Raw genomic sequence first — 25,710 nt, forward strand, 5'->3', positions numbered from 1 at the left:
AGAGATTTGGAGGTGCCGGGGCCCGGAATCGAACCAGGGACACGCGGATTTTCAGTCCGCTGCTCTACCGACTGAGCTACCCCGGCGACCTGATATTAAACATACCCTAAAATTGGACTTTTGTCAACTTTTTATCCCCTAAAAACTTACCAAATTTTTGGCAAAAAGTTTTTTTTCTACCCTTGCTCGAGCCTTTCTGTGAAAAATTTTTCCAGATGCCAGCCATCCTATAGATTGAAAGGTTGAAAAACCCTTAGTTTTGCCCTCCCAAAAGTCTTGCTAAAATTTAGTTTAAGAGTATATTTGGCAAGGTTTATTCTGAGTAATTTTTCCAAACATATTTTTTTTAAAAAATATCTTGTAATAACTAAATTTTATATTAAAATAAGCTAAGTATATTTAAATAGATTAAAAACAAACTTAAAAGGGGTGATGGATTATGTTTAAGCTTTCAACCAAGGGCAGGTATGCGGTAAGGGCGATGTATGAGATAGCCAAGGCTTATCCTAACGGGGTGACGTTAGAGGAGATTTCTGCCAGTCAAAACATCTCCCGGGTTTATTTGGCCCAGATTTTAAACCGGTTGCGTCAGTCAAGGCTGATCAAGTCTTCTCGTGGTCCTGGGGGAGGTTATGTTTTAAGAAAGCATCCAGACGAGGTTTCTCTTTATGAGATCCTTGAGCCTCTTGAGGGGCCTGTTTGTATTGCCTCCTGCATCGACCCAGGAGAAGGGTGTGAGGATGTAGAGGAGTGTGTGGCTTATCCCATCTGGAAAAAGATCGGGCAGTACATCGAGTGTTTGCTTAAGCAGGTCAAGCTGGGAGACCTGTTGAGGGTTGAGACTGAGAAGGACAAGAAAAAGCTGGTGGAAACGATTACCGCCGGCTGTTGCTAAGGCCTTGGTTTGGCCCCTGGTTTGTTGAGGTTTTTGAGCCTTAAGTTTTTAAGGTTAGATGTTTTTTTAACCTAAGTAAGGTTGATAGGGGATGTTTTTGAGGGTGAGAGATGGGTAGGTGGTTTAATCAGGTTTTTTCCAGGGCTAAGAGGTTAAGTTTTCCGGTAGAGGATAGAAGGGTTTTGCAGAAACTTTTGCCAGGTGAGCCTGTGGTTATTTCTGGCTGGGTTCTCTGTGGGAGGGATGCTACCCATCGTAGGATTCTTCAGGCTTTACAGGAGGGAAGTTTTCAGTTTGATTTTACCAACCAGGCGATGTATTATGTGGGTCCAACCCCTGCACCAGAGGGAAGGGTGATCGGGGCTTGCGGGCCCACTACCTCAGGCAGGATGGATGCCTACATGGAAGATTTTCTCTCCCTTGGGGTTGCTGCAACCATCGGAAAGGGTAAAAGAAGTCCTCAGGTGGTTGAGCTTATGAAAAGGCATCAAGCGGTTTATCTTGCCACCTTTGGAGGGGCAGGGGCCTTCCTCTCTCAGTTTGTAGAAAAACTGGAGTTTATCGCCTGGGAAGACCTTGGGCCAGAGGCCTTTTTCAGGATAAAGGTAAGGGACTTTCCTGCGGTGGTGATAAACACCGTTTCTGGGGAAGACTTTTATTCTTTTTGAGGGTAAGGTATATTGCTTTGCGCCTTAAAAGAAGAGGTGTCTTTAAGAGGTTTGGAAAAGGTTTTATAAAAAGGTTTAAATCTTTTTGCGAGGTTTTTTTCCCGGGTTATGAGCCAAAGTCAGGAGGAAGAAAAGCAGGCTTCTTTAGACCCTTACGGTCAGGTTCCCTTTTATCGCACCTTAGTTGCCACAGACCTTTGTAAGTTCCGGGTGGTTTACAGGCAGACAGACCTTCTGGTTCTGGCAGAAAGGGACTTGAGCTTAGAGGTGGGAAGGATTGTGAGGGAGGTAAGGCTTCCTCTTGAGTCTTATGTCCTTACTCATCCTGAGTTTTTGGTGAGTCTGAGTCCTTTGCCTGTTGACCCTGAGGCACCTGAGGTGGTTAAGGAGATGTTTTTTGCAGGGAGGGTGGCAGGGGTTGGGCCGATGGCGGCGGTGGCTGGGGTGATTGCTGAGAAGGTGGGAAGGGCTGTCCTGGAGAGAGGGCTTAGCTCTCAGGTGGTGGTAGAAAACGGGGGAGATGTGTTTTTGTGGTTGAAAAAGGAGGCAAGGGTTTGTTTGTTTGCCGGCATTGATTCTCCCTTTTCTAACAAGGTATGTGTGGTTGTGCCTGCCAGGTTTATGCCCTGTGGGGTTTGTACCTCATCAGGCAAAATCGGGCATAGTTTAAGTTTGGGTAAGGCTGACGCTATAACGGTTATCCATAAAAAGGCCTCGATAGCCGATGCCCTGGCTACAGCTCTGGGAAATTTGTTAAGAAAAGAGCAGGATTTTGAAAAGGTTTTAAATCAGGCCAGGAAGGTAGAAGGGATTTTAGGGGTTATAGGGGTTTTGGGAGAAAAACTTTTTGTTTGGGGAAAAGGCATAAGGCTTGAACCCCTCAAAATTTATTAATCTAAAAATAGGTATGGCTAAAAATTTAAGAAAAAAGGTTAATTTTGGCAAAAAATGAAGGATGATAAGTGTAACGGCTTTTAAGATGGATTTTTTTGTTGTTATTTAAGGAAAACTCGCTAAAATGCTTCTTGACAAAATGTTTTGTGTGTAGTATAAAGCAACGTATGGAATGTGATCTGTTCTTTGGAAGGATGTAGGGTTAGGAAGAAGGTTTGGTTTTTACAGGGTTGACAAAAAGAGGTTTTGTGTTTAATTTTTAACGAGGTGTTTGTTTTTTAAGGGTTTGAAAGCTAGGGTTTAAAAAAAAGAAAAAATAAAGGAGGTGTGGCATGAAGGTAGCAAGATGGAAGGTTTTAGGTGTGGCAGGTGCTTTGGTTTTGGGCTATGCAGCCACCACCCAGGCTGCTCAGATCAAGGTGGATGAGGATACCTTTGCAGACTTTGGTTACAATATGAAGATCATGTATCAGAAGTTTGATGAAAGAGAAAAGGGAGATGCAGGTTGGAAAAAGAATGTTTTTGACATCAAGGATTCTCGTTTTTACATCTCCGGTCAGGTAAGCAAGATGGTTCAGTTCTACGGAGAGTGGAATGCCTCTGGTGCTTATAAAGAGCCAACTGCTGGATATGCTAAAGACAACAAGGTAGGTTTAGGAGAGGCTGGGGTTAACTTTGTGTTTATGCCTGAGCTTCAGGTAAGGGCTGGTAAGGTTAGGGTGCCTTTTACCAGGTATCAGATGACCTCAGGTTACAGCCTTATCATCCCTACTGACGCCTGGTATGATAAGGGTGGTGCAGGAGCTAACGGAGTCTTTAAGAATATTATAAAGGATATTGCAGAGGATAAGGATAGAGGTATTGAGTTTACCAATCCTTTAGATCTTATCGGTAAGGCAGACGGTGGTTTGGTTGTGCATGGAGACATCGCAAACGGAATGTTCAGGTATAACGTGGGTGTGTTTAACGAGGATAAGAGAAAAGATGAGGCTTTTAAAGGGTTGCAGTGGGTTGCCAGGGTTGAGTTTACTCCAACTATGCTTGGGTATGCCCCAGAGTCCACCACCTCTCCTCACGGAAAGGTTAAGGATACCTACCTTGGTAAAAAGGACGTCCTTACCATAGGTTTGGGATATTACAAAGAAAAATTGTATGATAAAGAATATACAAATTACAAATCTTTAGAGGTTGATGGTTGGACGGCAGACCTTTTCTTTGAAAAGAAGTTTGGCTGCTGGGTGCCTAACCTTCAGATCGGCTACATCAAGTTAAACGACAGCCATTTCTATAACGATATAAGTTCAAATGTATGGAAAAAAGGAGATACCAGTCTCTGGTATGCCCAGGGACAGCTTCTTTATGATGCGGTGGTTGGGTTTGGAAAGCCAGCCCTTGCCATCAGGTATGAAAACGTAGAGGCAGATGGCGTTTATACTACAAATTATACTACAAAGAAAGACTTTGCCTTTGACCGCTGGGGGGTTGCTTTTAACTACTATCTCAAAGGCCAGGCTGCAAAGGTGTCCCTTGGGTTTGACAAGGTAGAATACGACGACGCTGCCAAGGCTTTCTTGAAGTATTCTGAATACGAAGACTCCATTACTGACTACTACCTCTACATCCAGACGATGTTCTAAAGAGGAAGTTTAAAAGGCAGGCCCTGGCCTGCCTTACTCTTAAGATTTTAAAGGGGGCAACTTTGGTTGCCCCCTTTTTTGTTTTTAATCCTTTTTTTACCTCTTTCTTGATCCCTCTTTTAAACCTCTTCCAACATCTCCCTTACCTCGGTGGTGTAAGGGCCACCTTTTTCCTGGTAGATAAAAAGAGGAGGTAAGACCAGGGTTTCTTCTCCTGCCTGTTTTACCGCCTCAACGAGCAAAAACCGAGCCTGATCTCCTGGATAGGAATGGACAAACCTTAACACCTTGGGCTCAAGCCTTGCCTGTTTAAGTCCTGCTATAAGCTCAGCTGTCCTTAAGGCGGTAAAGATTAAATACAACCTCCCCCGGTTTTTCAAGACCCCTGCCACAGCCTTTAAAAACTCCTTTAGCCCTGCCCTGGTCTCCCTTTTGGCAAGGTTTTTAAGTTCATCTGGGCTTTGTCTTCCACATCCAGGTTTGAAATAAGGTGGGTTTGAAAAAACCACGTCAAAAACTTCATTTTTGAAGGGATTTTTTCCGATATCCCCTTTTACCGGAAAAATCGAGTTTTCTAAAAGATTTTTCTCTGCGTTAAGTCTTAAGCACCGCAAAAACAGAGGGTCAAGTTCAACGGCAAAGATCCTGGCCTTAGGTTGTTTTAGGGCTGCCATCAGGGAGATGATCCCAGACCCTGCCCCAACCTCAAGGGCCTTTTCTCCAGGCTTAACCTTGAGAAAATGTCCTAAGAGCACAGAGTCTATCCCAAACCTAAAGCCCTTTTCTGGCTGGTAGACCTTGAGTTTTCCCTTAAAAAACAGGGTAAGACTTAAGCCTTTTCCATCGTTTTCCATAGGAGTTTTACCACCTGGTTGTGAAAAAGCCTTCCTTGGGAGGTCAGGCTAACCCTGTTTCCCTTTCTTTCTATCAGTCCTTTTTCGATAAGGTTTTTTAAAACCCAAGGGTCTAAGTAGTAGCCAAACTTTGCACTCAGGGTCCTGAGGTCAATCCCTTTTTTCAGCCTTAGTCCCATAAAAACATACTCTTTGGCAAACTCAAGGGGGGTTAGGGTTTCTAAAGGGGTTAGGGGAAGTTTTTTTTGGTTAAGCAAGGTTTCTACATAGGCTTTTAGGTCTTGAGGGTTTTGCCATCTCAGGTTTGCTATCCTGGAAACCGCAGAAGGCCCAAGCCCAACATAGGGCTTTACCTCCCAGTAAAAGAGGTTGTGCTTGCACTCAAAACCTGGCCTTGCATAGTTTGAGATTTCGTATCTCACATATCCCTGGGATTCTAAGGTGTGTTCTATAAACCGGTAGAAAAGGTCTACCGGCTTGTTAGGAGAAAAGCCAGAAAAAGAGACGTCATGCTCAAGGGTTAGCTCGTAAAAGGAGAGATGGGTGGGAGAAAAGCTTAAGGCCTTTTTTATCTCCTCCTCTAAGGTCTTTAGTCCCTGGCCTTTCCATCCAAAGATAAAGTCTACAGAAAGGTTTGAGAAAAGGGAGGAGGCATTCTCAAGGGCCTTTAAGGCGGTTTTAAGATGATAGGTTCTTTTTAAGGTTTTTAGTCCCTTTTCTGAGAGGCTTTGCACCCCTAAGCTTAACCGGTTAAACCCGGTCTCAACAAAACCTTTTAGTTTTTCAGGGGTTATGGTGTCAGGGTTTGCCTCAAGAGTTAACTCAACCGGGGTGAACCTAAACTGAGAGGAAAGAAACTCAAAGAACTCCTGATAAAACCCTGGTGACAGAAGGGAAGGGGTGCCTCCTCCTGCATAGAAGGTGGTGATGTTAAGGGCCGTTCCTGAGAGTTTTTCCACAAAGTCTTTGAGGTATAAGACCTCGGTCTTTACAGCCTTAAGGTAGGTTTTTTCCTCTTCAGATGAAGGGACATGTGGAAGAGAATAAAAGTCGCAATAAGGACACTTTTTTACACAAAAGGGAACGTGCAGATAAAGGGCAACCCTGATAAAGGCCATGAGGTTTTTTACTTTTTATTATAGGCTACCCCTTTTAGTTTAGCAAGGTTTTCACAGGGGCTTTTTCTTAAATTTTTACCTTGCTATTTTAAAATCGGCAAAAAGGTTATAAAATAGAAAAGATGAAGACCTTTTTTCGGTATCACCTTAGAGAATATCTGTTTTATACTTCTGTTTTTTTCTTTCTTTTTAGTGTTATCATCACCCTGGTAAAGGGCATCTTTGGGCTTCAGAAGTTTTTTGAGTTAAACCCGAGTTTAAAAGAGATGTTTTTAAACTTTGGGCTCCTTTTTCTTCAGCTTACCTCTTTTATCTTGCCTCTTTCTGTTTTTTTGGGGGTGATGTTTGGGGTTCACAGGTTTAAGGAGGACCGGGAGCTTCTGGGGTTTTTTAGCCTGGGGTTCAGGTTTAGCGATTTTCTGAAACCTTTGTGTGCCTTTATGCTTTTAGGGTTTGTGCTGCTTTTTTTGGCCCATTTCTTGCTAGTACCTTATGCCAAAAAACTACAGAAAACGATGAGGTTTGAACTTACCAAAAGGCAGTTTGAAGAGCCTTTGCCAGAAAAACGGGCTATACCTCTGGGAGAAAACCATGTGATCTATGTGGAAAAGGCAAAAAAGCAGGATAAAGCACACGAGTTTGAGAGGGTGTTTCTTGTAGAAAAGGGGGCTGAAAAAAAGCAGGTTTTTCTGGCAGAAAAAGGAAGGTTAGACCCTAAGGAAGGGGTTTTTACCCTTTATCAGGGAGAAGGCTTTTCTCTGGGTAAGGACAAAACGGTTGAGGTTTTCAGGTTTGGGGAGTATCAGTTTTTTCTGATGGTAAAAGAAGGTGAGCAAATGGTTGAGTTTGGAAGGGGGGAGCTCAGTTTTCCAGAGCTTAAGGCAAGGTTAAAGGAGGTTGAGAAAAACAGGCGTCAGTGGTTTAGATATCTTACCGAATACTGGGACAGGTTTTTCTATCCGTTAAGTTTGTTTCTGGTGGTTTTTCAGGGGTTTTTGGCGGCAATTTTTATGAAAACCCACAACCGGTTTCTGGTGTTTTTCACCGCGGTAGCCCTTTATGTGGTGTTTTATGTGGGGTATCAGCTGTGCCATTCTCTGGCAGAAAATGGAAGGGTCTATCCGGTGGTAAGTTTTCTGGTGTTTTATCTGGTGTTTGGGGCTCTGGTGGGGTTGGAGGCCTGGTTTTTGTTTAAAAAGAAACGTCATCAGGTTTACCTATGAGGCTTAAGCCAAGGACTTATCAACTTTATGTATGGCAAGAGGTTTTCAGGGTTTCGCTGGTGTTACTGTCTATCTTTCTTGGTTTTTATCTGGTGATAGACTTTTTTGAGAGGTTAGGGGATTTTCTTAAGTTTGGCAAGCCTTTTTATCTGTTTGGAAGGTATGTCTTCTGGAAGAACCTGGTTAACCTTTATGAGGTTTTCCCGTTTGTGGTGGGGTTTTCTGGGGTTTTAACCCTTTTTATCTGGGCTAAGACCAACGAGCTTCTGGGTTTTCTTTCCTTAGGTGTGGCTAAGGGGGTGTTGCTAAGAGAGACAGGAAAGGCCCTTTTAGGCATAGGGATTTTGGGAGGGGTGTTTCTTAACCTTGTTTTGCCTTATGCCACGTTTAATGCTCTTTATACCTGGGAGTATAAGATCGTTGGCAAAAAGAAACAGCAGGTAGTTTTGGGAGACCAGATTTTTTTTACAGGGGATGACTGTTATCTTATAGCCAAGCCTCTTGAGCCCAAAGGGGAATACTTAGGTGAGGTTACGGTTGTGGTTTATGATAAGGATAAAAGGGTTTTAAGTCTGATCTGGGCAGAAAGCGGGTATTATAGCCAAGGAAGGTGGGTATTAAAAGAGGTGGTGCAACAGAGGAGGGAAAAGGGGTTTTCTCCTGAGTTTTTGCCTCAGGCTTTTTACCGGTTTTCCTTTGAGCCAGACACCTTAACCACGGTGAAAAAGCCTGTCTATTTTCTTTCTATCCCGGAGCTTATAGAAAGGGCAAGGTTTTTAGCCAAGATAGACAGTCCTTATCAGGAGGTGGTGGCAGAACTATTTCTTAAAGGGTTCTATTTGTTTGTGCCTTTTTTACTTGCGGTGTTTTCTGTTTTTGCCTTTTTAAAGTTTTTTGTGCCAAACGACTGGAAAAAGGGGGCCTTTTTAAGTATAGGGCTTTTCTTTTTGAATTTGGTGTATTTTCTGTTTTTTCAGACCTTGCTTAGAAAGGGGTTTATGGTAGGGATTCCGGCTCTTGTTGTCTGGGGTTTAGCTGGTCTTTTCTGGTATTTTTGGCAGGCTTATCTTGTTTTTTTGAAAAAATCTGGTAAAAATTAGAGAAAATCTTGCAACAGGAGGGCTTTTTATGTCTATAGAAGAAAAGGTGATTGACATCATCGCTCAAAAACTTAATCTTTCTAAAGATCAGGTCAAACCAGAGGCTTCTTTTATCGAGGACTTAGGGGCTGATTCCCTTGATTTGGTAGAGCTTGTTATGGCTATGGAAGAGGCCTTTGGGATGGAGGTGCCTGACGAGGATGCCGAAAAGTTAAGAACCGTGCAGGATGTCATCGACTATGTAAAAGCCAAGGTAGGAAACTAAGGGGTTTAGGAGATTAAACGTGAGAAAGCGGGTAGTAGTCACCGGTGTTGGGACGGTTAACCCTCTTGGGATAGGGGTTGAAGAGACCTGGAAAAACATCAAGGCAGGTAAATCTGGTATCGGCAGGATTACCAAGTTTGACCCGTCTTCTCTTCCCAGCCAGATTGCTGGGGAGGTAAAGGGGTTTAAACCTGAAGAGTTTATGTCTTCAAAGCTGGTATCTCGTATAGATACCTTTATTCAATATGCTTTGGCCTCAGCCAGGATGGCTTTAGAGGATGCAGGTCTTCCTTTAGAGGACCTTGGGCCTGAGGTGGGCTCAGTCATCGGGGTAGGGATGGGTGGAATAGGTCAGGTAGAATACTACACCCGTATTTTTGACGAAAAGGGATACAAAAGGGTGAGTCCCTTTTTTATCCCTATGATCATCCCTAACATGGCAGCAGGTCAGGTGGCCATCAACTTTGGGGCCAAAGGGCCTAATCTTGCGGTATGTACCGCCTGTGCAGCAGGCAACCATGCGATAGGAGAGGCCTATCGGTTGATAAGAGAAGGGCAGGCAACCATCATGATCTGTGGGGGGACAGAGAGCATGATCACCCCCTTGACCATAGCAGGTTTTTCTGTGATCAAGGCCCTTTCTACCAGAAATGATGAGCCTGAAAGGGCTTCTCGGCCTTTTGATGCCAGCCGGGATGGTTTTGTGATTGCAGAAGGATGTGGAATTTTAGTCCTTGAGGAGCTTGAGCATGCCTTAAAAAGAGGGGCCAAGATATATGCAGAGCTGATAGGCTATGGGTTAAACGCAGATGCCTATCACATGACCGCACCTTCTCCTGACGGCGAAGGGGCGGCAAGATGCATGGAGCTTGCGTTAAAGGACGCAGGGATCTTGCCTCAACAGGTAGACTACATCAACGCCCATGGCACAAGCACACCTCTTAACGATGTGGCAGAGACCAAGGCCATAAAAAAGGTTTTTGGAGATCATGCCTACAAGCTTATGGTTTCTTCCACCAAGTCTATGACAGGACATCTTCTTGGGGGTGCCGGGGGGCTTGAGGCGGTTTTAACGGTTATGGCTGTTTATGAGGGGATAGCACCTCCTACGATCAACCTTGAAAACCCAGACCCTGAGTGTGACCTTGACTATGTGCCTAACCAGGCAAGAAAGGCAGATATCAGGATAGCCATGTCAAATGCCTTTGGTTTTGGAGGCACCAACGCCACGCTGGTTTTTAAAAAATGGGAGGGAAAATAAACCGATGAAGATTGCCATTGCTTCAGACCATGCCGGATATTTTTTAAAAGAAAAGATAAAAGATTTTTTAGCCAAAGAAGGGCATGAGGTGGTAGATGTAGGGTGTTATTCTCATGTGGCGGTGGATTATCCTGAGTATGGGGTTAAGGCAGTGGAGAAGGTGTTACAGGGTGAGGTGGAAAGGGGGATCCTTATCTGCGGGACAGGGATAGGGATGAGTATTGTGGCCAACCGGTTTTCTGGGATAAGGGCAGCCCTTTGTCATGAGCCCTTTTCTGCCAAGATGGCAAGGCTTCACAACGACGCCAACGTGCTTGTCCTTGGCGGAAGGATGATTGGGGACGGGATGGCGGTTGAGATCGTAAAAATCTTTTTAGAAACACCTTTTGAGGGAGGAAGACACGAGCGCAGGCTCGAACTTATAGAAAAACTTAAAAACCTTAGATGAACCTAATTGGCATAGGGGTAGACTTAGTATACTTACCAAGGATAGAGAAAATTTATTCTACCTATCCACAGCGGTTTTTAGAGAAGGTCTTTCATCCTAAAGAGGTATCCTTAGCGTTAAAACGCAAAGATATCTCGGTCTATTTAGCTTCATGCTTTGCGGCTAAAGAGGCCTTTTACAAGGCTTTAGGTGGGTATCAACCCTTTGTCTGGCAAGAGATAAGCCTTCTCAGAGACCCCCAAACAAGAAAGCCGTTCATAGAGTTAGAAGGCAGGGCTTTAGAGGTTTTTAAAGATAGAGGCGGGAAGGACTGTGTGGTTAGCCTTTCTCATGAAAAGGATTATGTGGTATGTATGGTAGTAATAACTGGAGGATAACTGGATAGGAGAGGGGTAGGGTTATGCAGGTGGTAAAGGCCTCTGAGATGAAGGAACTTGACGAATGGTTTATAAAGGAGGTAGGGGTTCCGGCTGAGGTGTTGATGGAAAGGGCGGGGCTTTCTGTGGCTGAGGCTATTTTTGAGACCTATCCGGTAGAAACCTACGGCAGTGTGCTTGTGGTGTGCGGGCCAGGAAATAACGGTGGAGACGGGATGGTATGTGCCAGGCACCTGGTAAACCTTGGCTATGAGGTCGAGGTGGTGCTTCTTGCAGAAAAGGAAACCTATCAGGGGGAGGCCTTGACCAATCTTAAGGTCCTTGAAAACTTAGGTTTTATGCCAGAAGAGGTGGGGTATATCGTTGAGTTTAGAAAGGTGCTTTATGATTTTTCTCCTGAGATAATAGTGGATGCCATCTTTGGGACAGGGCTTAAAAGGCCTATCGAGGGAAATCTGGCTGCCATCGTTGAGGAAATAAACCTTTATCGAGAAAACAGAGGTTGTAAGGTGGTTGCGGTAGACATGCCTTCTGGGGTGTGTGCTGATACAGGTGAGGTTCTTGGAACAGCTGTAAAGGCAGACCTTACCGTTACGTTTGAGCTTCCCAAGTTAGGACAGTTTTTTTATCCGGGAAAAGAGTATGTAGGAAGGCTTAAGGTTTGTCCTATTGGGTTTTTCAAACCTTTGGTGGAAAAGAAGGCGCCTAAGAGGTATTTGATAGATTTGGAGTGGGCCAAAAAGGTATTCAGGCCGCGTAAAGGTTATACCCATAAAGGGCTTTTTGGACATCTTCTTGTGTTAGCAGGAAGCAAGGGTAAGAGTGGGGCTGGGTTGCTTTCTGCTCTGGGTGGTTTAAGGGCAGGGGCTGGGCTTGTGACCTTGGCCTCAACCAGGAGTCTTCAGCCGGTATATGCATCTATGCTACCTGAGGCTCTGACTGCAGGGCTTGAAGAAGGCCCGAGAGGAGAGGTTAGTTATGCCAATCTTGAGTCCTTGCTTGACCTTTGCGAAAAGAAAACCGCCTTGGTGGTAGGCCCTGGACTTGGTTTAGGGGAAGAGGTAAAAAGGCTTTTCTGGGAGTTGTTAGAAAGGGTCAAGGTTCCGGTGTTGATCGATGCAGACGGGTTAACCATAGCCTCTGAAAAACCAGAAAGACTTAAAGAGCTTCCCTGTCCAAAGGTGCTTACTCCCCATCCTGGAGAGGCTGAAAGGTTACTTAAACTTTCTAAGAGAGAAATCCTCAGAGATCCTGTTACTGCGGCTAAAAAACTGGTTGAACTTACAGGTGCGGTGGTGGTGCTAAAGGGACCACATACGGTGATTTCTTCCCCTGACGGAAGAGAGGGGATTTCTGTCTGGGATGTGCCTGGGCTTTCTCAGGGAGGCACAGGGGATGTGCTTTCTGGGGTGATAGGAGCCTTGATGTCTCAAAGGTATGACCTTTTTGAGGCAGCTTGCTTGGGGGTGTTTTTACATGGATGGGCAGGAGAGAAGCTTGCCTCTGAAAAAGGGCCTTTCGGGTATCTGGCTTCAGAGGTAGCTAACAAAATCCCAGAAGTTTTAAAGGAGTTAAATAATGATAGACCTTAGAAGGTTTCCAAGATGCCCTACCAGGATTAAGGCTTATTTGCCGGGGTCTGAAGAGGCATACGAGGTGCTTAATGTTTCTTACAAGGGATGTTTTATCCGAACCGATAAGCTTATTCCTTTACGGAAGATGATTCTTTTTGAGATAGAAATCCCTGAGGTAGGGGTGATCCCTATTTATGGGCTGGTGGTCCATCATGGCACAGAAGAGCAGCCAGGGTTAGGGATAGAGATCCTGGACATCGAACGAGAGGTTTTACCGGTGTGGAACTATTATCTAAAAGCTCTTTTAAACATAGAGGAGGCCAAAAAGGTTTATCAAAGATATTTGAAAACCTCTCAAAAGGTTGAAAATCCTCAGTCTGAGTAAGGTTTGATGTTTAGTTTACTCGAGGTCTCTTTGATAGCGGTCTTGGGTTTAGCATTAGGTAGTTTTTTAAACGTGGTTATCTACCGGTGGTCAGAGGGTTTGTCTGTACTAAGGCCTGTCAGGTCTTTTTGTCCAAGGTGTAAAACTGAGCTTAAATGGTACCACAACATTCCTGTTTTGTCTTATGTCCTTCTTAAAGGACGGTGTGGCTTTTGTCAAAATCCAATACCTCTCACCTATCCTCTGGTAGAGGTCCTAACCGCGGTGGTTGGAGTAGCTGCTTATTTAAAGTTTAAACCCTGGTATGGCTGGGCTACCTTTTTGGTTTTCTGGGTTTGGTTGATAATCCTTCTGGTGATAAGTTTTATCGACCTGAGGGTTAAGGAAATACCAGATAAGCTCAGTTTTGGTTTGATGTTGGCAGGACTTACGGCAAGTTTGTTAGGACTAAACCCTCTGGTTGGTTTTGAAGAAAGTGTGGTTGGGATGTTAGCAGGGGCAGGCCTTCTTTTTCTGATAAACGAGGTATACTATCTTTTTGCTAAAAGAGATGGGCTTGGGATGGGAGATTTTAAGCTGATGGCTGGGATAGGGGCATTTTTGGGGTATAAAAGTTTTTACTGGGTGGTGTTGATAGCCTCTTTTTCAGGGATCTTAGCCTTTTTTTTGGCAGTTCTGTGGTATCGATTAAAAGGGAAGTCTAAAGACTTAAGCTTAAAGGCAGAAATTCCTTTTGGGCCTTTTTTAGCCCTTGGGGCTGGTGTCTACACCTTTTTTGCAGAATTTTTTAAGACTTTTCTATCTTAATTTGCCTTAACAAGGTTTTCTTGAGAAGGAATTTTGATCACGATCGAGGTTCCTCTATCTTTCTTTCTGTAGAAATTTATGGTTCCTTTATGAAGGTCTATGATGGAGTATACCATGATAAGGCCTGTCCCTAAGTCTTTCAGGCTTAAAAGGTCTCCTTGGTTTATCTTTTCCACGACCTCTTGAGGCACTCCTTCTCCTGTGTCCTCTATTTTTAAGATTACCCAGCCTTCTTCTCTGGCAAGGGAGATTGAGAGTTCTCCTTTTTCCTGCATAGCCTTGATGGAGTTGTCAAACAGGTTTACCCATACACGTTTTAACTGAAACTTATCAAACCAGCATTCTCCTTCGTCCTCTACCTTAAGCCTAAATTTTACCTCAGGATAGGCTATCTCATACAGAGAGATTACCTCTAACAGGCTTTCTAAGAGGGTGCCTTTTTCCAGATTTAGCTCAGGTTTTTTGGTAAAGTAATGAAAGTCTGTGGCAAGTTTGCGAAGTTCTTCGATGTATTTTTCGATGATGTTGGTGGTTCTAAGTAAGACCTCTTTTTTCTCTCCTTCTAAGGTTTTTTCAAGCTGTCTTTTCAACCTTTCTACAGAGAGTTTGATAGGGGTTAAAGGATTTTTTATCTCATGGGATACCCTTAAGGCTACCTCCTTCCAGAAAGAAAGTCTTTTTAGGCGTTCCTTTTCCTCTAAGTTTTCTACGATCAGAAGGTATTCGTAGGTTTTTAAAAATTCAAGCTTAAGAAGGGTAATCCCTAAGCTAAACTCTTTCTGTTCTGTAGACCAGGAAAGGGTGGTGTAAAAGGGGTTGATTAGGTCTATCTGGGATAAAAGGGCAGGAAGGTTGAGTTTGTCTATCAGGTCTTGCGGGGTGTTAACCTCATAGTTTTTTAAAAGATGGTTAAGACTCTGGTTAGAGAACTTTACGGTTAGGTCAGGGGTAAGGACCAAGATCCCTACAGGCAGATTGTTAAGTACAGAAAGAAGGTAGCGGTTGTAGTTTTGGACCTCCTCTTCGTATTCTTTGATCTTCTTTGTCATCTCGTTAAAAGCCTCTACCAGCCTTCCTACCTCGTCATCCAAAGGGGTAATACTTTTGAGTTCTTCCAAGTTGAAATCTTTTTTAGAAATCTTTTGGGCTGCGATCACCAGGTTTTGTAAAGGTTCAGTAAGGTTTCTACCAAGTTTACTTCCTACCCATACCCCTACAAAAACCACCAAAAGTAAAACCAGAGCCCCTGCAGTCATCAAAAACTGTTTAAAGGTTCTAAAGTATCTTTTTTCTACCAGTTCCTTTTCTCCTGAAAACTCTTCTAACCTTAGAAATTTACCGATGGCTAAGATAAGGGGTTGGCCTTTTGGGTCGTAAAAGGGGATAAACACCCTTAGATAAGGGCTTGAGTTAACCAGAGAGATTTCAGAAAGAGGGCTTTTAGAGGTTTTTAGTCTTTCAAGAAAAGAAGGGGCAATCCCGATCTTTTGAGAAATCTCAGAGGAATAGGTTCTCTTTTTTAGGTTGCCTTGCCAGTCAAAAACCTCTATAGAGTCTACCCTCATAAAATAACGATACCTTTCTCTCAGGACAGAGCTTTTAATTTCTTCGGTTTGGGAAAGATAATCGGTTATGATCTGTTGCCCTTTGCCAAGAAGGTCTCTTTCAAGGTCTTTTATGTAGTCCTCAGGTTTTAGAAGAACGGTTAACACCCTTTCTTCGAAAAATTCTTTAAGCCAGTAGTCTAAGGTTTTTTTAAAGAAAAGGAAACTTCCAAGCACAAGCACAACCGAAGGAAAAACGATAGAGATAAAGTAGATAAGAAAAAGCTTTACCTTAAGGCTTTTAGACACCTTTTTTATCTGGATTTCATAGAAAATCTTGATAACATACCTGAAGATAAAGTAAAGAAGAAGTAAGATAAGGATAAGGTTTATCTGAAACAGGAAAAACAGAAAAAGATTTTTTTGAGAGGTAGAAAACAAGGAAAAGTCAAAAAGGTTAAACTCAACCCATAGAGAAAGGGTGAGGACTACCAGAAGTCCTAAAAAAACTTTGTGTTTCTTACAAAAAGCCTTAATCCTTGCGGTAGATAACATCGAAAGGAAGGGTGTTTTCTGCCTTTAAACGGATTTTATGCTGTTTTTTGGTAAACCTTAAGTCTTTAGAAAGATGGGTTTGGTAGGTAATTTCTACGTTGGTTTTAAGATAAAGGTTTGAGAGGTCGTTTTTAACCTGAAACCTTAAGGGATAGGAGTCTAAAAACTGGATTTTTAACACCAGGTCTTCTGGATTTTCAAAGCTTTGTATTCCAAAGTTGTCTTCTAAAAAATAGAGGTTTTCTTCTGGGCTGTAATAGAGCTTTTGCACATATAACTCTTTATGGATGAGAACGTCAGGTAAAAGAAAACGTTTTTTAAACACATCAAAGGAAAACCTGAGGTAAACCGGATTTTTCTGTTCCTTTAGAGACAAAAGTATCTCCTGTGTGGGAAAATCCTGGTAGAAAAGACTCAGGATAAGCTGATTTTGAAAACGGTAAACCTTGATCTTAGCTATCTTAAACCCAAACGCAGGGCTGATAAAACAGAAAAAGAGGATGAGGGTTAAGAGAATTTTCTTCATAGGGTTAAGTCATACCTTGCGTGTTGTCTTACGATTTCCTTTTGGGTAAAAAGAACTTCATATTCTTTAAGTCCAAACTCCTCGGAAATCCCTTTTATAAGAGATAAAACCTCTTCTCTGGATTTGCCGTGGACCATCGTGTAAAGGTTATAAGGCCAGTCAGGATAGGTTTTTCTAAGGTAGCAATGGGAGATATAGGGTCTTTGAGCTAAGGCTTGGCCTACCTCTTCTGCCCTTTCTTCTTCTACCTTCCAGGCAACCATGGCGTTACCTTCTATACCTGCAAGGTTGTGCCTTAAAGTAATCCCAAGTCTGGTGATTACCTTTTTTTGGAAAAGACTTTTTATAGCCTCAAAAACCTCTTTCTGAGAAAGGTTGTGCTTTTTAGCTATCTCCAAAAAGGGCTTTTTACAAATCGGAAGCCCAGCAATCAACTCTTTTAAAACCAGTAACTCTGTCTGAGAAAGCTCGAGCTTCTTCAAAGGTACCACCTTTTTGTATTTTAAGATAGCATCTAACTAAGATTTTTCAACCAACAAAGACAAGGCTCTAAAATCTAAACTAATCTACAACCTCCTTTTTTATTTTCTTTAAACCAAGACAAAAGACTTTTGGTAGGCTATCCCATTTCTTTTTATCTATAACCCATAACCCTATAATCAGCTGATTTTGGTAGGTATGCTCAAGTTGGGTCATCCCTATTGACAAAAAACTGTTTCTGTATTAACCTCCTTTTAGTAATACTTTTTAACAATTTTTGTGTTTTAGTGTTAGGGGTTTTTCCGGGTTGGTCGAGAAATAAGCTTATTTGGAGGAGGCAGGATGGAGTATCTTAGTTGGTTGGTAGATTATGGGATCATCGGGTTTTTACTGGTGTTAAGTGTGATATCTATAGCGATAGGTATAGAGAGAGTGGGTTATTATAAAAGGGTTGACCTTGCTAATTATAAACATCCCAAGGAGCTTGAGGTGGACTTAACGAGAGGACTTTATGTGATCGCTACCGTAGGTGCCAACGCCCCTTATATCGGGCTTTTAGGGACAGTTTTAGGCATTATGTTTACCTTTTATACCATCGGTCAGGAAGGGATGGTTGACAGCAAAAGAATCATGGTAGGTCTGGCTTTAGCATTAAAGGCAACGGCTGTGGGGCTCCTGGTAGCCATCCCCTCTACGGCTTTTTACAACTATCTTTTAAGAAAGGTTAAAGAAAAGATAGCCTTATGGGAGATCCAGTCTAATCGATAACCAAAGGGTGTTTTGATGGAAGAAAAAGAGTTTGACTACATAAACGTGATTCCTTTGGTAGACATCATGCTGGTTCTTTTAACGATAGTTCTTGTTACCGCTACCTTTATCGTGCAGGGCAGTATTCCTGTAAACCTTCCTAAGGCCAAAAACGTTGAGACTTCTGAGATAAGAAGTTATCAGATAACCCTTACTAAAGAAGGAGAGGTATTTTTTGAAGGAAGAAAGGTAACCCTGAAAGAGCTTGAGGACCTGGTAGGAAGTTTAAAAGGAGAGGTTCAGATTTCTATCTTAGCGGATAGATCCTCTCAGGTGCAAGGGTTGGTTGACCTCCTTGACTTGTTTAAAAAACACGATATAAAAAGGGTTTCTATAAAAACCGAAGTAATAAGATAGATGGTTTCGATAAAACATTTTTCTACATCCTTTTTTTTGCATCTTTTTATTTTGCTAAGTTTTTTAACATTTTTCAGGCTAAGTGAAATAGGAAGGGCTAAATACATAGAAATAGACCTTGAAGCCTATTCAGGCTCTCAGCTTACCCAAGAAAAATCCAAGCAGGCGTTAACTACCGAAAAAACTGCAAAACCTTTTCAACCAACCCAAAACCAACAAGAAAAGTCTCTTTCTGTAAAAGAAGAAGTAACTCATTTTACTCCTAAAGAAGAAAATGCAGTTTCTGAGGTTGTCCCATCTAAAGAGAGTAGAATACCTAAGGAAACTTTTTCTCAAACGTCTTCTTCTCATGGATCAGGTAGTGGAGTTTCTCAGTTTGTTAGTTCAGCTAAAGAAAGGACTTCTAAACCGAGTGAGGGGCAGGAAGGTTTTTCTGGCTATTCAGAGAAAAAAGATCAAGAGAAGATAGCCCAGCATTTTCTTTCCCAAAAGTTTTCTATCATCTCTGACATCGTAAGAAAACATCTGCAATATCCCTATTTAGCAAGAAGGATGGGATGGGAGGGTAAGGTGGTAATTTCCTTTGTGCTAACCAGACAGGGAGAAGTAAAAGAGGTTAGGGTGGTTAACTCTTCTGGTTATAAGGTTTTAGACGAAAATACTCTTGCTACTTTGCAGGGGTGTGCTAAATATTTCCCGGTACCACCGGTAGACGTAAAAATTACCCTTCCTGTAGTCTATAGATTGAATTAAAATAAGTATTAGCTTTTTTAAAAAACCAGGGAAGAGTTGATGAGGTTGTCAGGGTTTAGGCTTTGTATAAAACAGATAATTCTTTTCTTCTGGGTTTTCTTTTTAGTCTGTGGGATAGGGCTTGCAGGATGTAAAAAAGATAAAGAGGAAAGGCTTTCAGAAAATACCGTAAAGGTAGTAAGGGCTTTAGACGGAGATACGGTTTTACTTCATAACGGAGAAAAACTCAGGTATGCAGGGGTTGATACCCCAGAGTTAAACCGTGGTAAAGGATTGCCCCCTCAACCTTTTGCTGAAGAGGCCTACAGTTTAAACCGGCAACTAACTGAAGGGAAGGTTTTTAGGGTTGAGTTTGCCCTTAAGGAAAGAGACCATTATGGCAGGCTTTTGGGGGACCTTTATTTTGAAAACGGAACCTCAGTTTCAGAAATACTGGTTAAAGAAGGATTGGCGCTGGTTTGTTATTTTTCAGGAAGTGCAGAGGCTTATCATAAACTGCTTCCTCTACAGACAGAGGTAGTAAAAAAGAGAAAGGGGTTTTTCTCGCTAATTGATAAACAACCCCAAGGGGTGGTCTATGTGGGAAATAAACAATCTAAAAGGTTTCACCACCCAGACTGCCCAGAGGTAAAGAAAATAAAAAAGAAGGTTTATTTTAAAAGTTTAGAAGAGGCCTTTTTAGAAGGATATTGCCCTTCCAGGGAGTGTTTTGATAGGATCTTCCCGGTCCGTTAGGCTTTCTTAGGGGTTATTTTTTCAAGCCCTCCCATGTAGGGTCTTAACACCTCAGGGATGAGGACAGAACCGTCTGCTTGCTGGTAGTTTTCAAGGATAGCCATTACCGTCCTTCCTATGGCTAATCCAGAACCGTTTAGGGTATGAACAAATCTTGGTTTTCCTCCGTCTTTAGGGCGATATCTGATGTTGGCCCTTCTTGCCTGAAAGTCTTCAAAGTTGGAGCAGGAAGAGATTTCTACATACCTTTTTTGTCCTGGTGCCCAGACCTCTATGTCATAGGTTTTGGCAGAGGCAAACCCTAAGTCTCCTGTACAAAGGGCTACCACCCGATAATGTAGTCCAAGGAGCTGTAAAACCTCTTCGGCATCCAAAAGAAGGCTTTCTAACTCTTCATAAGAAGTTTCTGGGACCACAAATTTTACCAGTTCTACCTTGTTAAACTGGTGTTGTCTTACGATACCTCGGGTATCTCTGCCATGGGACCCAGCCTCAGAGCGAAAACAAGGGGTGTAGGCGGTGTAATAAAGAGGAAGGTCTTCTTCACGTAAAATTTCATCTCTGTGAAGATTGGTTACAGGCACCTCGGCTGTGGGAATAAGGTAGTAGTTCCAGCCTTCAAGCTTAAAAAGGTCTTCTTTAAACTTGGGAAGCTGGGCTGTGCCTATAAGAGAGGTTTCGTTAACGATAAAAGGAGGCAATACCTCTTTATACCCGTGTTTTTTAACATGGAGGTCTAACATAAAGTTGATCAAAGCCCTTTCTAAAAGGGCTCCTTCGTTAAAATATACCACAAACCTTGACCCCGTAATTTTTGCAGCCCTTTCAAAATCAAGAATTCCTAAATTTTCTCCTATTTCCCAGTGAGGTTTGGGTTCAAACCCAAATTCTGGAGGTTCTCCCCATCTTTTTACCACCACGTTTTCCGAATCGTCTTTACCTATAGGCACGGTTTCATGAGGAATGTTCGGAAGATAGAGGAGTTTTTCCTGTAGGTTGTTTTCTACCTGAGAAAGTTCTGCTTCCAAGGTCTTAAGCTCTTCCCCTAATTTTTTTACCTCTTGAGCTAAAAGGTTGGCCTCCTCGTCTTTTCCCTGTTTTTTTAACCTACCGATTTGTTCAGACTTTTCCTTTCTCAGATGTCTTAAGGATTCCACTTTTTGCAAAAGCTCTCTTCTTTGCTGGTCTAAAGAAAGTATCTCTTCTACAGGGAAGTCTTGCCCCCGGGTGCTTAGCCTAGCTTTAACCCATTCAGGCTTTTCTCTTATCAGTTTTAAGTCAAGCATTTATCCTTCTCCCTAAATAAGTTTATTTTAAGCAGGAAATAAGGTGGCCAAGTTTTTCTTTTTTGGTTTTAAGGTAGTTGTAGTTTTCTGGTCTGGGAGGTATTTCTATAGGAACTCTTTCTACTATCTTCATTCCATACCCTTCAAGTCCTATGATTTTCCTTGGGTTGTTAGTCATGAGCCTTATTTGTTTTATACCAAGGTCTCTTAAGATCTGGGCTCCTATTCCGTAGTCTCTAAGGTCTGGTTTGAACCCTAACGCTAAGTTGGCTTCTACTGTATCTTTTCCTTCGTCTTGAAGTTTATAAGCCTTTAATTTGTTTAAAAGACCTATTCCTCTTCCCTCTTGTCTGAGATAAAGGATAACCCCTTTTCCTTCTTTGCCTATCATTTCCATAGCTTTTTTAAGTTGAGGCCCGCAATCGCATCTCAGTGAGCCAAAAACATCTCCGGTTAGACATTCAGAATGCACCCTTACCAAGATGGGATTTTCGTCTATCTCCCCCATGACCAAGGCTATGTGGGTGGCGTTATCTATAAAGTTTGAGTAGGCTATCAACTTAAAGGTACCAAAGGCAGTAGGCAATAAGGTCTCTACCTCTCTTTTAACCAAAGATTCGTTTTGGATACGGTAGGCTATAAGGTCTTTGATGGTGATTATTTTTAGCCCAAATTCTTCGGCAAATTTTTCTAAGTCAGGAAGTCTTGCCATGGTGCCGTCGTCTTTCATAACCTCGCAGATAACTCCAGCTGGTTTGAGACCAGCAAGTCTTGCCAGGTCTACGGCAGCTTCTGTATGTCCAGCCCTAACCAGAACCCCTCCTTTTCTGGCTATGATGGGAAAAACATGACCAGGGGTAATAAAGTCCTGAGGGGTACTTTTATCGTCGATAACCAGCTTTATGGTATAAGCCCTGTCATAGGCAGAAATCCCTGTGGTGATCCCATGCCTTGCGTCTATAGATACCGTAAAGGCAGTTCCAAAAGGGTCTATCCCTCTTCTTGGTTGTAAAGGAAGTTGAAGCCTTTCTGCGATTTCCTGGGTGATGGCTAAACAGATAAGACCTCTTCCATATTTAGCCATAAAATTGATGGCCTCAGGGGTTACCTTTTCAGCAGCCAAAATAAGGTCTCCTTCGTTCTCTCTGTCCTCATCATCTACCACGATGATAAGCTTACCCTGCTTTAAGTCTTCTAACGCTTCTTCCACAGTGCTTATAGGCATCTACTTTGCCTCCTTATTCTTTTAGAGGTTGTTTTAGGTTTTAATTTTGAAAAATCGTTTTAATATAATAAAACTCAATTAAATTTTAGCAACCATAAGCTTATGCAAAAAATGAAAAAGATAGAAAGTTTAACCAAGTCTGCAACCTCTGTAACCATAGCAGTCTTTATCAGTCGTATTTTAGGGCTGGTAAGGGAACAGGTTCTTGCCTATTTTTTTGGGGCAGGAAAAAGTATGGATGCCTATGTGGTAGGTTATCGCATCCCTAACCTTCTAAGAGACCTTTTTGCTGAGGGGGCACTTGGGTCAGCTTTTGTTAAGGTTTTCAGCTCTACCTTAGAAAAAGAAGGGCCTGAAAAAAGTTTTAAGATAGCTCAAGTCATTCTTTCTAACCTCCTTTTGATTTTAGGGGGGATAGTAATCCTTGGGATGTTTAGTGCTGACTGGATAGTAGGGCTTATTGCCCCTGAGTTTACCAAAGATCCGGCTAAGTTTGACCTAACGGTAAAACTTACTCAGGTTATGATGCCCTTTCTTCTTTTTATAAGCCTTTCCTCAGTTTTGGCAGGGATGCTTAATTCCTTAGGGGTGTTTTTTTTACCTGCCTTTTCGTCAAGTATCTTTAACATAACCTCAGTCTTAGTAGGGGTTTTAGGCTATTTTTTGTGTATAAGCCTTAACCTAAATCCTATCTATGCCATGGCAGTAGGGGTCACCTTGGGCGGGTTTTTACAGTTCTATTTTCAATATCCTGAGGTGAGAAAAAGAGGTTTTTCTTTCAGGTTTTCTCCTGATTTTAAGGACCCTTATTTTAAAGAAGTTTGCAGGTTGATCTTACCGGTAATACTTGGGCTTTCAGCCGTCCAGATAAACATCTTTATCAACACCTTTTTCGCCACCTCTTGCGGAGAAGGAGCGGTTTCTTGGTATAGTTATGCCTTCAGGATTATGTATGTGCCTTTAGGACTTTTTGGGGTAGGGCTCTCACAGGCCTTACTTCCTGAGCTTTCAAGGGCTGTTGCCAGGAAAGATTTTGCCTCTGCCAAAGACACCTTTTCTCGTGCGTTGGTGGTTTCTCTAAGCCTTTCTTTACCTTCAGCAGTGGGGCTTTACTTCTTGGCTCAGCCGGTGGTAGAGGTGCTCTTTGAAAGAGGAAAGTTTAGCAGTTTAGATACGATAAACACCGCAGAGATTTTAAAGATTTTAGCCCTGTCTTTGCCTTTTTACGGGCTCTCAAAAACTGCGGTCCCACTTTTTTATTCCTTAGGCAAAACGCTCATACCTTCTTTAGGAAGCATCCTTTCAGTGGTTGCAAATTTAATTGTAATACTTCTTACCATCAAAACCTTAGGGATAAAGGGAGTAGCTTTAGGAACCTCTCTTTCTATGGTTTTTCAGTGCATGTTTTTGCTTTTGGTTAGCTCCTTGCTTTTCAAACAAATTCCTTTAAAATTTTTATTAAGAAGTCTTTTTACCCTTGGGATAGCAGTTTTAGCCTTAAGTGGGATTTTAATTTTTTTAGCACATTTGGAATTTAACAGCTGGGTTTACCTTATTACAGCCATACCCTTAGGGGCCATCGTATTTTTAGGGACTTGTAAGATTTTAGGGCCTCAAGAGACCTACCTTTTTTGGGTTAAGCTGCTTAAAAGACGATAAATATAAAAAATAAGGAGGTCAAAATGAAAGTAAGTCCCTATATTTTTAGGGAATACGACATTCGCGGAAAGGTGGGGGAAGATTTTACCGAAGAGATAGTAAGAGAAATAGGAAGGGCCTATGGGACGATGGTTAGACGTAGTGGAGGAAAAAGGGTGGTTAGTGGAAGAGACGGAAGGCTTTCTTCAGAAGCCCTTCAAAGGTCTTTGATAGAAGGGATTTTATCTACCGGGGTAGAGGTTTTAAACATCGGGCTTACTCCTACTCCGGTGATGTATTATTCCCTTTTTCGTTTGTCAGAAGTTGACGGCGGTATACAGGTTACCGGTTCTCACAACCCACCAGAGTTTAACGGGTTAAAGATCTGCTTAGGTAAAGATACCCTTTTTGGCAAACAAATTCAAGCCTTAAGAGACCTGATAGAAAAGAAAGACTATGAAAAAGGTGAAGGGAAGGTGGAAACGATAGAGGTGCTTTCTGATTACGTAGAATATGTTAGTTCAAACGTTGAACTTAAGAGACCGGTAAAGGTATGTCTTGACCCTGGTAACGGGGTTTGTGCTCTGACAGCACCAGAGATTTTTAAACGTTTAAACTGCGAGGTTGAATGTCTTTTTTGTGAGATAGACGGAAACTTTCCTCACCATTTCCCAGACCCAGTCGTTCCAGAAAATCTGAAATGGCTAAAAGAAAAGGTAGTTTCTGAAGGGTATGAAGCTGGTTTTGGGTATGACGGAGATGGAGATAGGCTTGGGGTAATAGATGAAAAAGGTAACATCATCTGGGGAGACAGGCTTCTTTATGTGTTTGCCAAGTTTTTACTTAAAAAACATCCTGGAGCTAAGGTTATCGCTGAGGTTAAGTGCTCGAGAACTTTGTTTGAAGGGGTAAAAAAGTTGGGAGGCCATCCTATCATGTGGAAAACAGGGCATTCCTTGATAAAAAACAAGATGAAAGAGGAGGGGGCTCTTCTTGCAGGAGAGATGAGCGGACACATGTTTTTTGCAGACAAATGGTTTGGTTTTGACGATGGGGTTTATGCCTCTCTCAGGCTGGCAGAAATCCTTTCTCAAACAGAACAGCCTCTATCTGAAATCCTTAAAGAACTACCGGTTATGTATGCTACCCCAGAGATAAGGGTTGAATGCCCAGATGAGGTTAAGTTTAAGGTGGTGGAAAGGTTGGTGGCTAAGTTTAAACAAGAAGGACTTAACGTAATAGACATAGATGGTGCAAGGGTTGAATTTCCTGAAGGATGGGCCTTGGTTAGAGCCTCAAACACCCAACCGGTGTTGGTCCTAAGGTTTGAAGCTGAAACAGAAGGGTTTCTTGAAACTTTAAAACAGAAAGTTTATCAAGCCTTAGACGAAGTTTTAAAAGAAATAAACCCCTAAAAAGGAGTCTGATGGAATCCTTCGAGCATCTACTCCAAATTCTTCCTATTCCTTACAAAACCAAAAAGGCCATACAAGCCTTGAAACTGGCTAAGTCTTTGTGGTCTAAGGTTTTAGACAGCGAATTAGTCTTATGCTCAAATCCTATAAGGTATGAAGAAGGTACCTTGGTTGTAGAGACCTCTGACTATTACCATCTTCAACAGCTCCAACTAAAAGGTAGAGAAATTATCGAAGCTCTTGAAAAAGAAGTGCCTAAAAGAGAAAAACCTCTATTTGTTGATCTTAAGGTGGTGATAAATCCTTTGATCTTCGAAAGATTAGCTAAAAATAAACGGTTGGTAAATTCAAAAGATGGATTTTTAAAGATAAATCCCGAAGACATTAAAGAACTTGAAAAAACCTTACAAAACCTGAAAGACCCTGAACTTGCTAAGTTTTTTAAAGGATTATTAAAGACTTACTTCAAGGCTAAAAAGATTCAAAAAATTTAACAAAATCAAACTTTCCAACCCAAAAACTTATAGATTTGATAAAAACCCCTGGGGTAACCCCCAGGGGAAGATGTCTAAGAAAGCTTACTTCTTTTCAGGAGCGGCTGCAGGAGCAGCTTCTTTCTTTTCTTCGGCTTTCTTATCGGCTTTCTTAGCTTTCTTGGCTTTCTTTTCTACCTTCTTTTCAGCTGCAGGGGCAGCCTGTTCAGCTGCAAAAACAGGAGATACTAAAAGAGCTAAAGCTGCAACTAAACCTAATACCTTTTTCATAACCTACCTCCCTCCTTAAAGTTTTTTGTCTTGTATATTGGCAAAAAGGATGCCCAAATTTTTGAGGTTTGAAAATTAGGTTTTAAAAGGGGTTTTTACTGAGTAGAGGTTTGAAAAAA

At 42.2% G+C, this 25,710-nt stretch carries 28 protein-coding genes and 1 tRNA gene; 20 read left to right on the forward strand and 9 right to left on the reverse strand.

The genetic code is table 11. From position 1 onward, the window contains the following. Window positions 1-13: 13 nt before the first annotated feature. Window positions 14-86 (reverse strand) — tRNA-Phe (locus tag H529_RS0105845). 353 nt (window positions 87-439) lie between these two features. Between H529_RS0105845 and H529_RS0105855 the strand changes: the two genes are divergently transcribed. The 4 genes from H529_RS0105855 (at window position 440) to H529_RS11260 (ending at window position 4,094) form a co-directional block, all read left to right on the forward strand. Continuing rightward, window positions 440-895 (forward strand): RrF2 family transcriptional regulator, encoded by a 456-nt coding sequence (locus tag H529_RS0105855; protein ID WP_022855595.1) that lies wholly within the window; start codon window positions 440-442, stop codon window positions 893-895. A gap of 110 nt (window positions 896-1,005) precedes the next feature. Continuing rightward, window positions 1,006-1,563 carry a fumarate hydratase C-terminal domain-containing protein gene (locus H529_RS0105860; RefSeq protein WP_022855596.1) on the forward strand — a complete coding sequence of 186 codons (558 nt, stop codon included), beginning with the start codon at window positions 1,006-1,008 and terminating at the stop codon, window positions 1,561-1,563. Window positions 1,564-1,671: 108 nt separating this feature from the next. After that, a complete protein-coding gene (locus H529_RS0105865; protein WP_022855597.1) occupies window positions 1,672-2,457 on the forward strand; it encodes a UPF0280 family protein in 786 nt (261 codons plus the stop codon). A 332-nt stretch (window positions 2,458-2,789) separates the two neighbouring features. Continuing rightward, window positions 2,790-4,094 carry a hypothetical protein gene (locus H529_RS11260; RefSeq protein WP_022855598.1) on the forward strand — a complete coding sequence of 435 codons (1,305 nt, stop codon included), beginning with the start codon at window positions 2,790-2,792 and terminating at the stop codon, window positions 4,092-4,094. Window positions 4,095-4,213: 119 nt separating this feature from the next. Here H529_RS11260 and H529_RS0105875 read toward each other — a convergent pair whose 3' ends face one another. Both H529_RS0105875 and hemW read right to left on the reverse strand, forming a co-directional pair. Next, on the reverse strand, window positions 4,214-4,948 hold the full coding sequence (locus H529_RS0105875) for a tRNA1(Val) (adenine(37)-N6)-methyltransferase (RefSeq protein WP_022855599.1): 735 nt from the start codon (window positions 4,946-4,948) through the stop codon (window positions 4,214-4,216). Next, on the reverse strand, window positions 4,924-6,066 hold the full coding sequence (hemW, locus tag H529_RS0105880) for a radical SAM family heme chaperone HemW (RefSeq protein ID WP_022855600.1): 1,143 nt from the start codon (window positions 6,064-6,066) through the stop codon (window positions 4,924-4,926). The genes H529_RS0105875 and hemW overlap by 25 nt, the downstream gene beginning before the upstream one ends. 122 nt (window positions 6,067-6,188) lie before the next feature. Between hemW and H529_RS0105885 the strand changes: the two genes are divergently transcribed. The 9 genes from H529_RS0105885 to H529_RS0105925 are packed head-to-tail and all read left to right on the forward strand — an operon-like array spanning window position 6,189 to window position 13,506. Continuing rightward, complete coding sequence (locus H529_RS0105885) at window positions 6,189-7,289, forward strand: LptF/LptG family permease (protein ID WP_022855601.1); 1,101 nt, start codon at window positions 6,189-6,191, stop codon at window positions 7,287-7,289. Next, complete coding sequence (locus H529_RS0105890) at window positions 7,286-8,389, forward strand: LptF/LptG family permease (RefSeq protein WP_022855602.1); 1,104 nt, start codon at window positions 7,286-7,288, stop codon at window positions 8,387-8,389. The genes H529_RS0105885 and H529_RS0105890 overlap by 4 nt, the downstream gene beginning before the upstream one ends. A 28-nt stretch (window positions 8,390-8,417) precedes the next feature. Continuing rightward, window positions 8,418-8,654, forward strand: a complete 237-nt coding sequence (acpP, locus tag H529_RS0105895; RefSeq protein ID WP_022855603.1) for an acyl carrier protein — start codon at window positions 8,418-8,420, stop codon at window positions 8,652-8,654. A gap of 19 nt (window positions 8,655-8,673) precedes the next feature. Continuing rightward, on the forward strand, window positions 8,674-9,915 hold the full coding sequence (fabF, locus tag H529_RS0105900; protein WP_022855604.1) for a beta-ketoacyl-ACP synthase II: 1,242 nt from the start codon (window positions 8,674-8,676) through the stop codon (window positions 9,913-9,915). Between the two features lie 4 nt (window positions 9,916-9,919). Beyond that, window positions 9,920-10,363 (forward strand): ribose 5-phosphate isomerase B, encoded by a 444-nt coding sequence (rpiB, locus tag H529_RS0105905; RefSeq protein WP_022855605.1) that lies wholly within the window; start codon window positions 9,920-9,922, stop codon window positions 10,361-10,363. Next, window positions 10,360-10,740: a holo-ACP synthase gene (gene acpS, locus H529_RS0105910; RefSeq protein ID WP_022855606.1), complete on the forward strand. Its 381-nt coding sequence runs from the start codon at window positions 10,360-10,362 to the stop codon at window positions 10,738-10,740. Before rpiB ends, acpS begins: the two co-directional genes overlap by 4 nt. A gap of 23 nt (window positions 10,741-10,763) precedes the next feature. Then, on the forward strand, window positions 10,764-12,332 hold the full coding sequence (locus tag H529_RS0105915; RefSeq protein ID WP_022855607.1) for a bifunctional ADP-dependent NAD(P)H-hydrate dehydratase/NAD(P)H-hydrate epimerase: 1,569 nt from the start codon (window positions 10,764-10,766) through the stop codon (window positions 12,330-12,332). Next, window positions 12,319-12,699 carry a PilZ domain-containing protein gene (locus tag H529_RS0105920; RefSeq protein ID WP_022855608.1) on the forward strand — a complete coding sequence of 127 codons (381 nt, stop codon included), beginning with the start codon at window positions 12,319-12,321 and terminating at the stop codon, window positions 12,697-12,699. Before H529_RS0105915 ends, H529_RS0105920 begins: the two co-directional genes overlap by 14 nt. 6 nt (window positions 12,700-12,705) lie before the next feature. Then, window positions 12,706-13,506 (forward strand): prepilin peptidase, encoded by an 801-nt coding sequence (locus tag H529_RS0105925; RefSeq protein ID WP_022855609.1) that lies wholly within the window; start codon window positions 12,706-12,708, stop codon window positions 13,504-13,506. On the opposite strand, the gene H529_RS0105930 is transcribed toward H529_RS0105925, so the two are convergent. The 3 genes from H529_RS0105930 to ahbB are packed head-to-tail and all read right to left on the reverse strand — an operon-like array spanning window position 13,503 to window position 16,613. Beyond that, on the reverse strand, window positions 13,503-15,605 hold the full coding sequence (locus tag H529_RS0105930) for a sensor histidine kinase (protein ID WP_022855610.1): 2,103 nt from the start codon (window positions 15,603-15,605) through the stop codon (window positions 13,503-13,505). The two genes, H529_RS0105925 and H529_RS0105930, sit on opposite strands and share 4 nt — an antisense overlap. Beyond that, entirely contained in the window at window positions 15,583-16,131 is a 549-nt protein-coding gene (locus H529_RS0105935; RefSeq protein WP_022855611.1) for a hypothetical protein, read from the reverse strand. The genes H529_RS0105930 and H529_RS0105935 overlap by 23 nt, the downstream gene beginning before the upstream one ends. Continuing rightward, complete coding sequence (ahbB, locus tag H529_RS0105940) at window positions 16,128-16,613, reverse strand: siroheme decarboxylase subunit beta (RefSeq protein ID WP_022855612.1); 486 nt, start codon at window positions 16,611-16,613, stop codon at window positions 16,128-16,130. Before ahbB ends, H529_RS0105935 begins: the two co-directional genes overlap by 4 nt. A 340-nt stretch (window positions 16,614-16,953) precedes the next feature. Here ahbB and exbB point away from each other — a divergent pair, with 340 nt between their 5' ends. From exbB to H529_RS0105965, 4 genes are read left to right on the forward strand one after another with little or no spacing between them, the layout of a single operon-like run. Continuing rightward, window positions 16,954-17,379, forward strand: coding sequence for a TonB-system energizer ExbB (gene exbB / locus H529_RS0105950; protein WP_022855614.1), 426 nt, complete (start codon window positions 16,954-16,956; stop codon window positions 17,377-17,379). 15 nt (window positions 17,380-17,394) lie between these two features. Further along, on the forward strand, window positions 17,395-17,775 hold the full coding sequence (locus H529_RS0105955; RefSeq protein WP_022855615.1) for an ExbD/TolR family protein: 381 nt from the start codon (window positions 17,395-17,397) through the stop codon (window positions 17,773-17,775). After that, window positions 17,776-18,528, forward strand: a complete 753-nt coding sequence (locus H529_RS0105960) for an energy transducer TonB (protein WP_022855616.1) — start codon at window positions 17,776-17,778, stop codon at window positions 18,526-18,528. A 39-nt stretch (window positions 18,529-18,567) separates the two neighbouring features. Continuing rightward, window positions 18,568-19,263, forward strand: coding sequence for a thermonuclease family protein (locus H529_RS0105965; RefSeq protein ID WP_022855617.1), 696 nt, complete (start codon window positions 18,568-18,570; stop codon window positions 19,261-19,263). On the opposite strand, the gene serS is transcribed toward H529_RS0105965, so the two are convergent. Next, window positions 19,260-20,549 carry a serine--tRNA ligase gene (serS, locus tag H529_RS0105970; protein ID WP_022855618.1) on the reverse strand — a complete coding sequence of 430 codons (1,290 nt, stop codon included), beginning with the start codon at window positions 20,547-20,549 and terminating at the stop codon, window positions 19,260-19,262. The two genes, H529_RS0105965 and serS, sit on opposite strands and share 4 nt — an antisense overlap. A gap of 22 nt (window positions 20,550-20,571) precedes the next feature. Continuing rightward, complete coding sequence (locus H529_RS0105975; RefSeq protein ID WP_022855619.1) at window positions 20,572-21,774, reverse strand: bifunctional 3,4-dihydroxy-2-butanone-4-phosphate synthase/GTP cyclohydrolase II; 1,203 nt, start codon at window positions 21,772-21,774, stop codon at window positions 20,572-20,574. Between the two features lie 111 nt (window positions 21,775-21,885). On the opposite strand from H529_RS0105975, the gene murJ reads away from it, so the two are divergent. Genes murJ through H529_RS0105990 form a run of 3 tightly spaced genes read left to right on the forward strand, consistent with a single transcriptional unit; the run spans window position 21,886 to window position 25,321 of the window. Continuing rightward, window positions 21,886-23,433 (forward strand): murein biosynthesis integral membrane protein MurJ, encoded by a 1,548-nt coding sequence (gene murJ / locus H529_RS10355; RefSeq protein ID WP_022855620.1) that lies wholly within the window; start codon window positions 21,886-21,888, stop codon window positions 23,431-23,433. Between the two features lie 23 nt (window positions 23,434-23,456). Continuing rightward, window positions 23,457-24,827, forward strand: coding sequence for a phosphomannomutase/phosphoglucomutase (locus H529_RS0105985; RefSeq protein ID WP_022855621.1), 1,371 nt, complete (start codon window positions 23,457-23,459; stop codon window positions 24,825-24,827). Between the two features lie 11 nt (window positions 24,828-24,838). Beyond that, the gene (locus H529_RS0105990; protein ID WP_022855622.1) at window positions 24,839-25,321 is read left to right on the forward strand and encodes a DciA family protein; all 483 of its coding nucleotides are present in this window, start codon (window positions 24,839-24,841) and stop codon (window positions 25,319-25,321) included. Between the two features lie 84 nt (window positions 25,322-25,405). Here the strand turns inward: H529_RS0105990 and H529_RS0105995 are convergent, their stop codons facing one another. Continuing rightward, window positions 25,406-25,591, reverse strand: coding sequence for a hypothetical protein (locus H529_RS0105995; RefSeq protein WP_022855623.1), 186 nt, complete (start codon window positions 25,589-25,591; stop codon window positions 25,406-25,408). Window positions 25,592-25,710 lie beyond the last annotated feature (119 nt).

The organism is Thermodesulfobacterium thermophilum DSM 1276, assembly GCF_000421605.1.
Classification (GTDB): Bacteria; Desulfobacterota; Thermodesulfobacteria; order Thermodesulfobacteriales; family Thermodesulfobacteriaceae; genus Thermodesulfobacterium; species Thermodesulfobacterium thermophilum.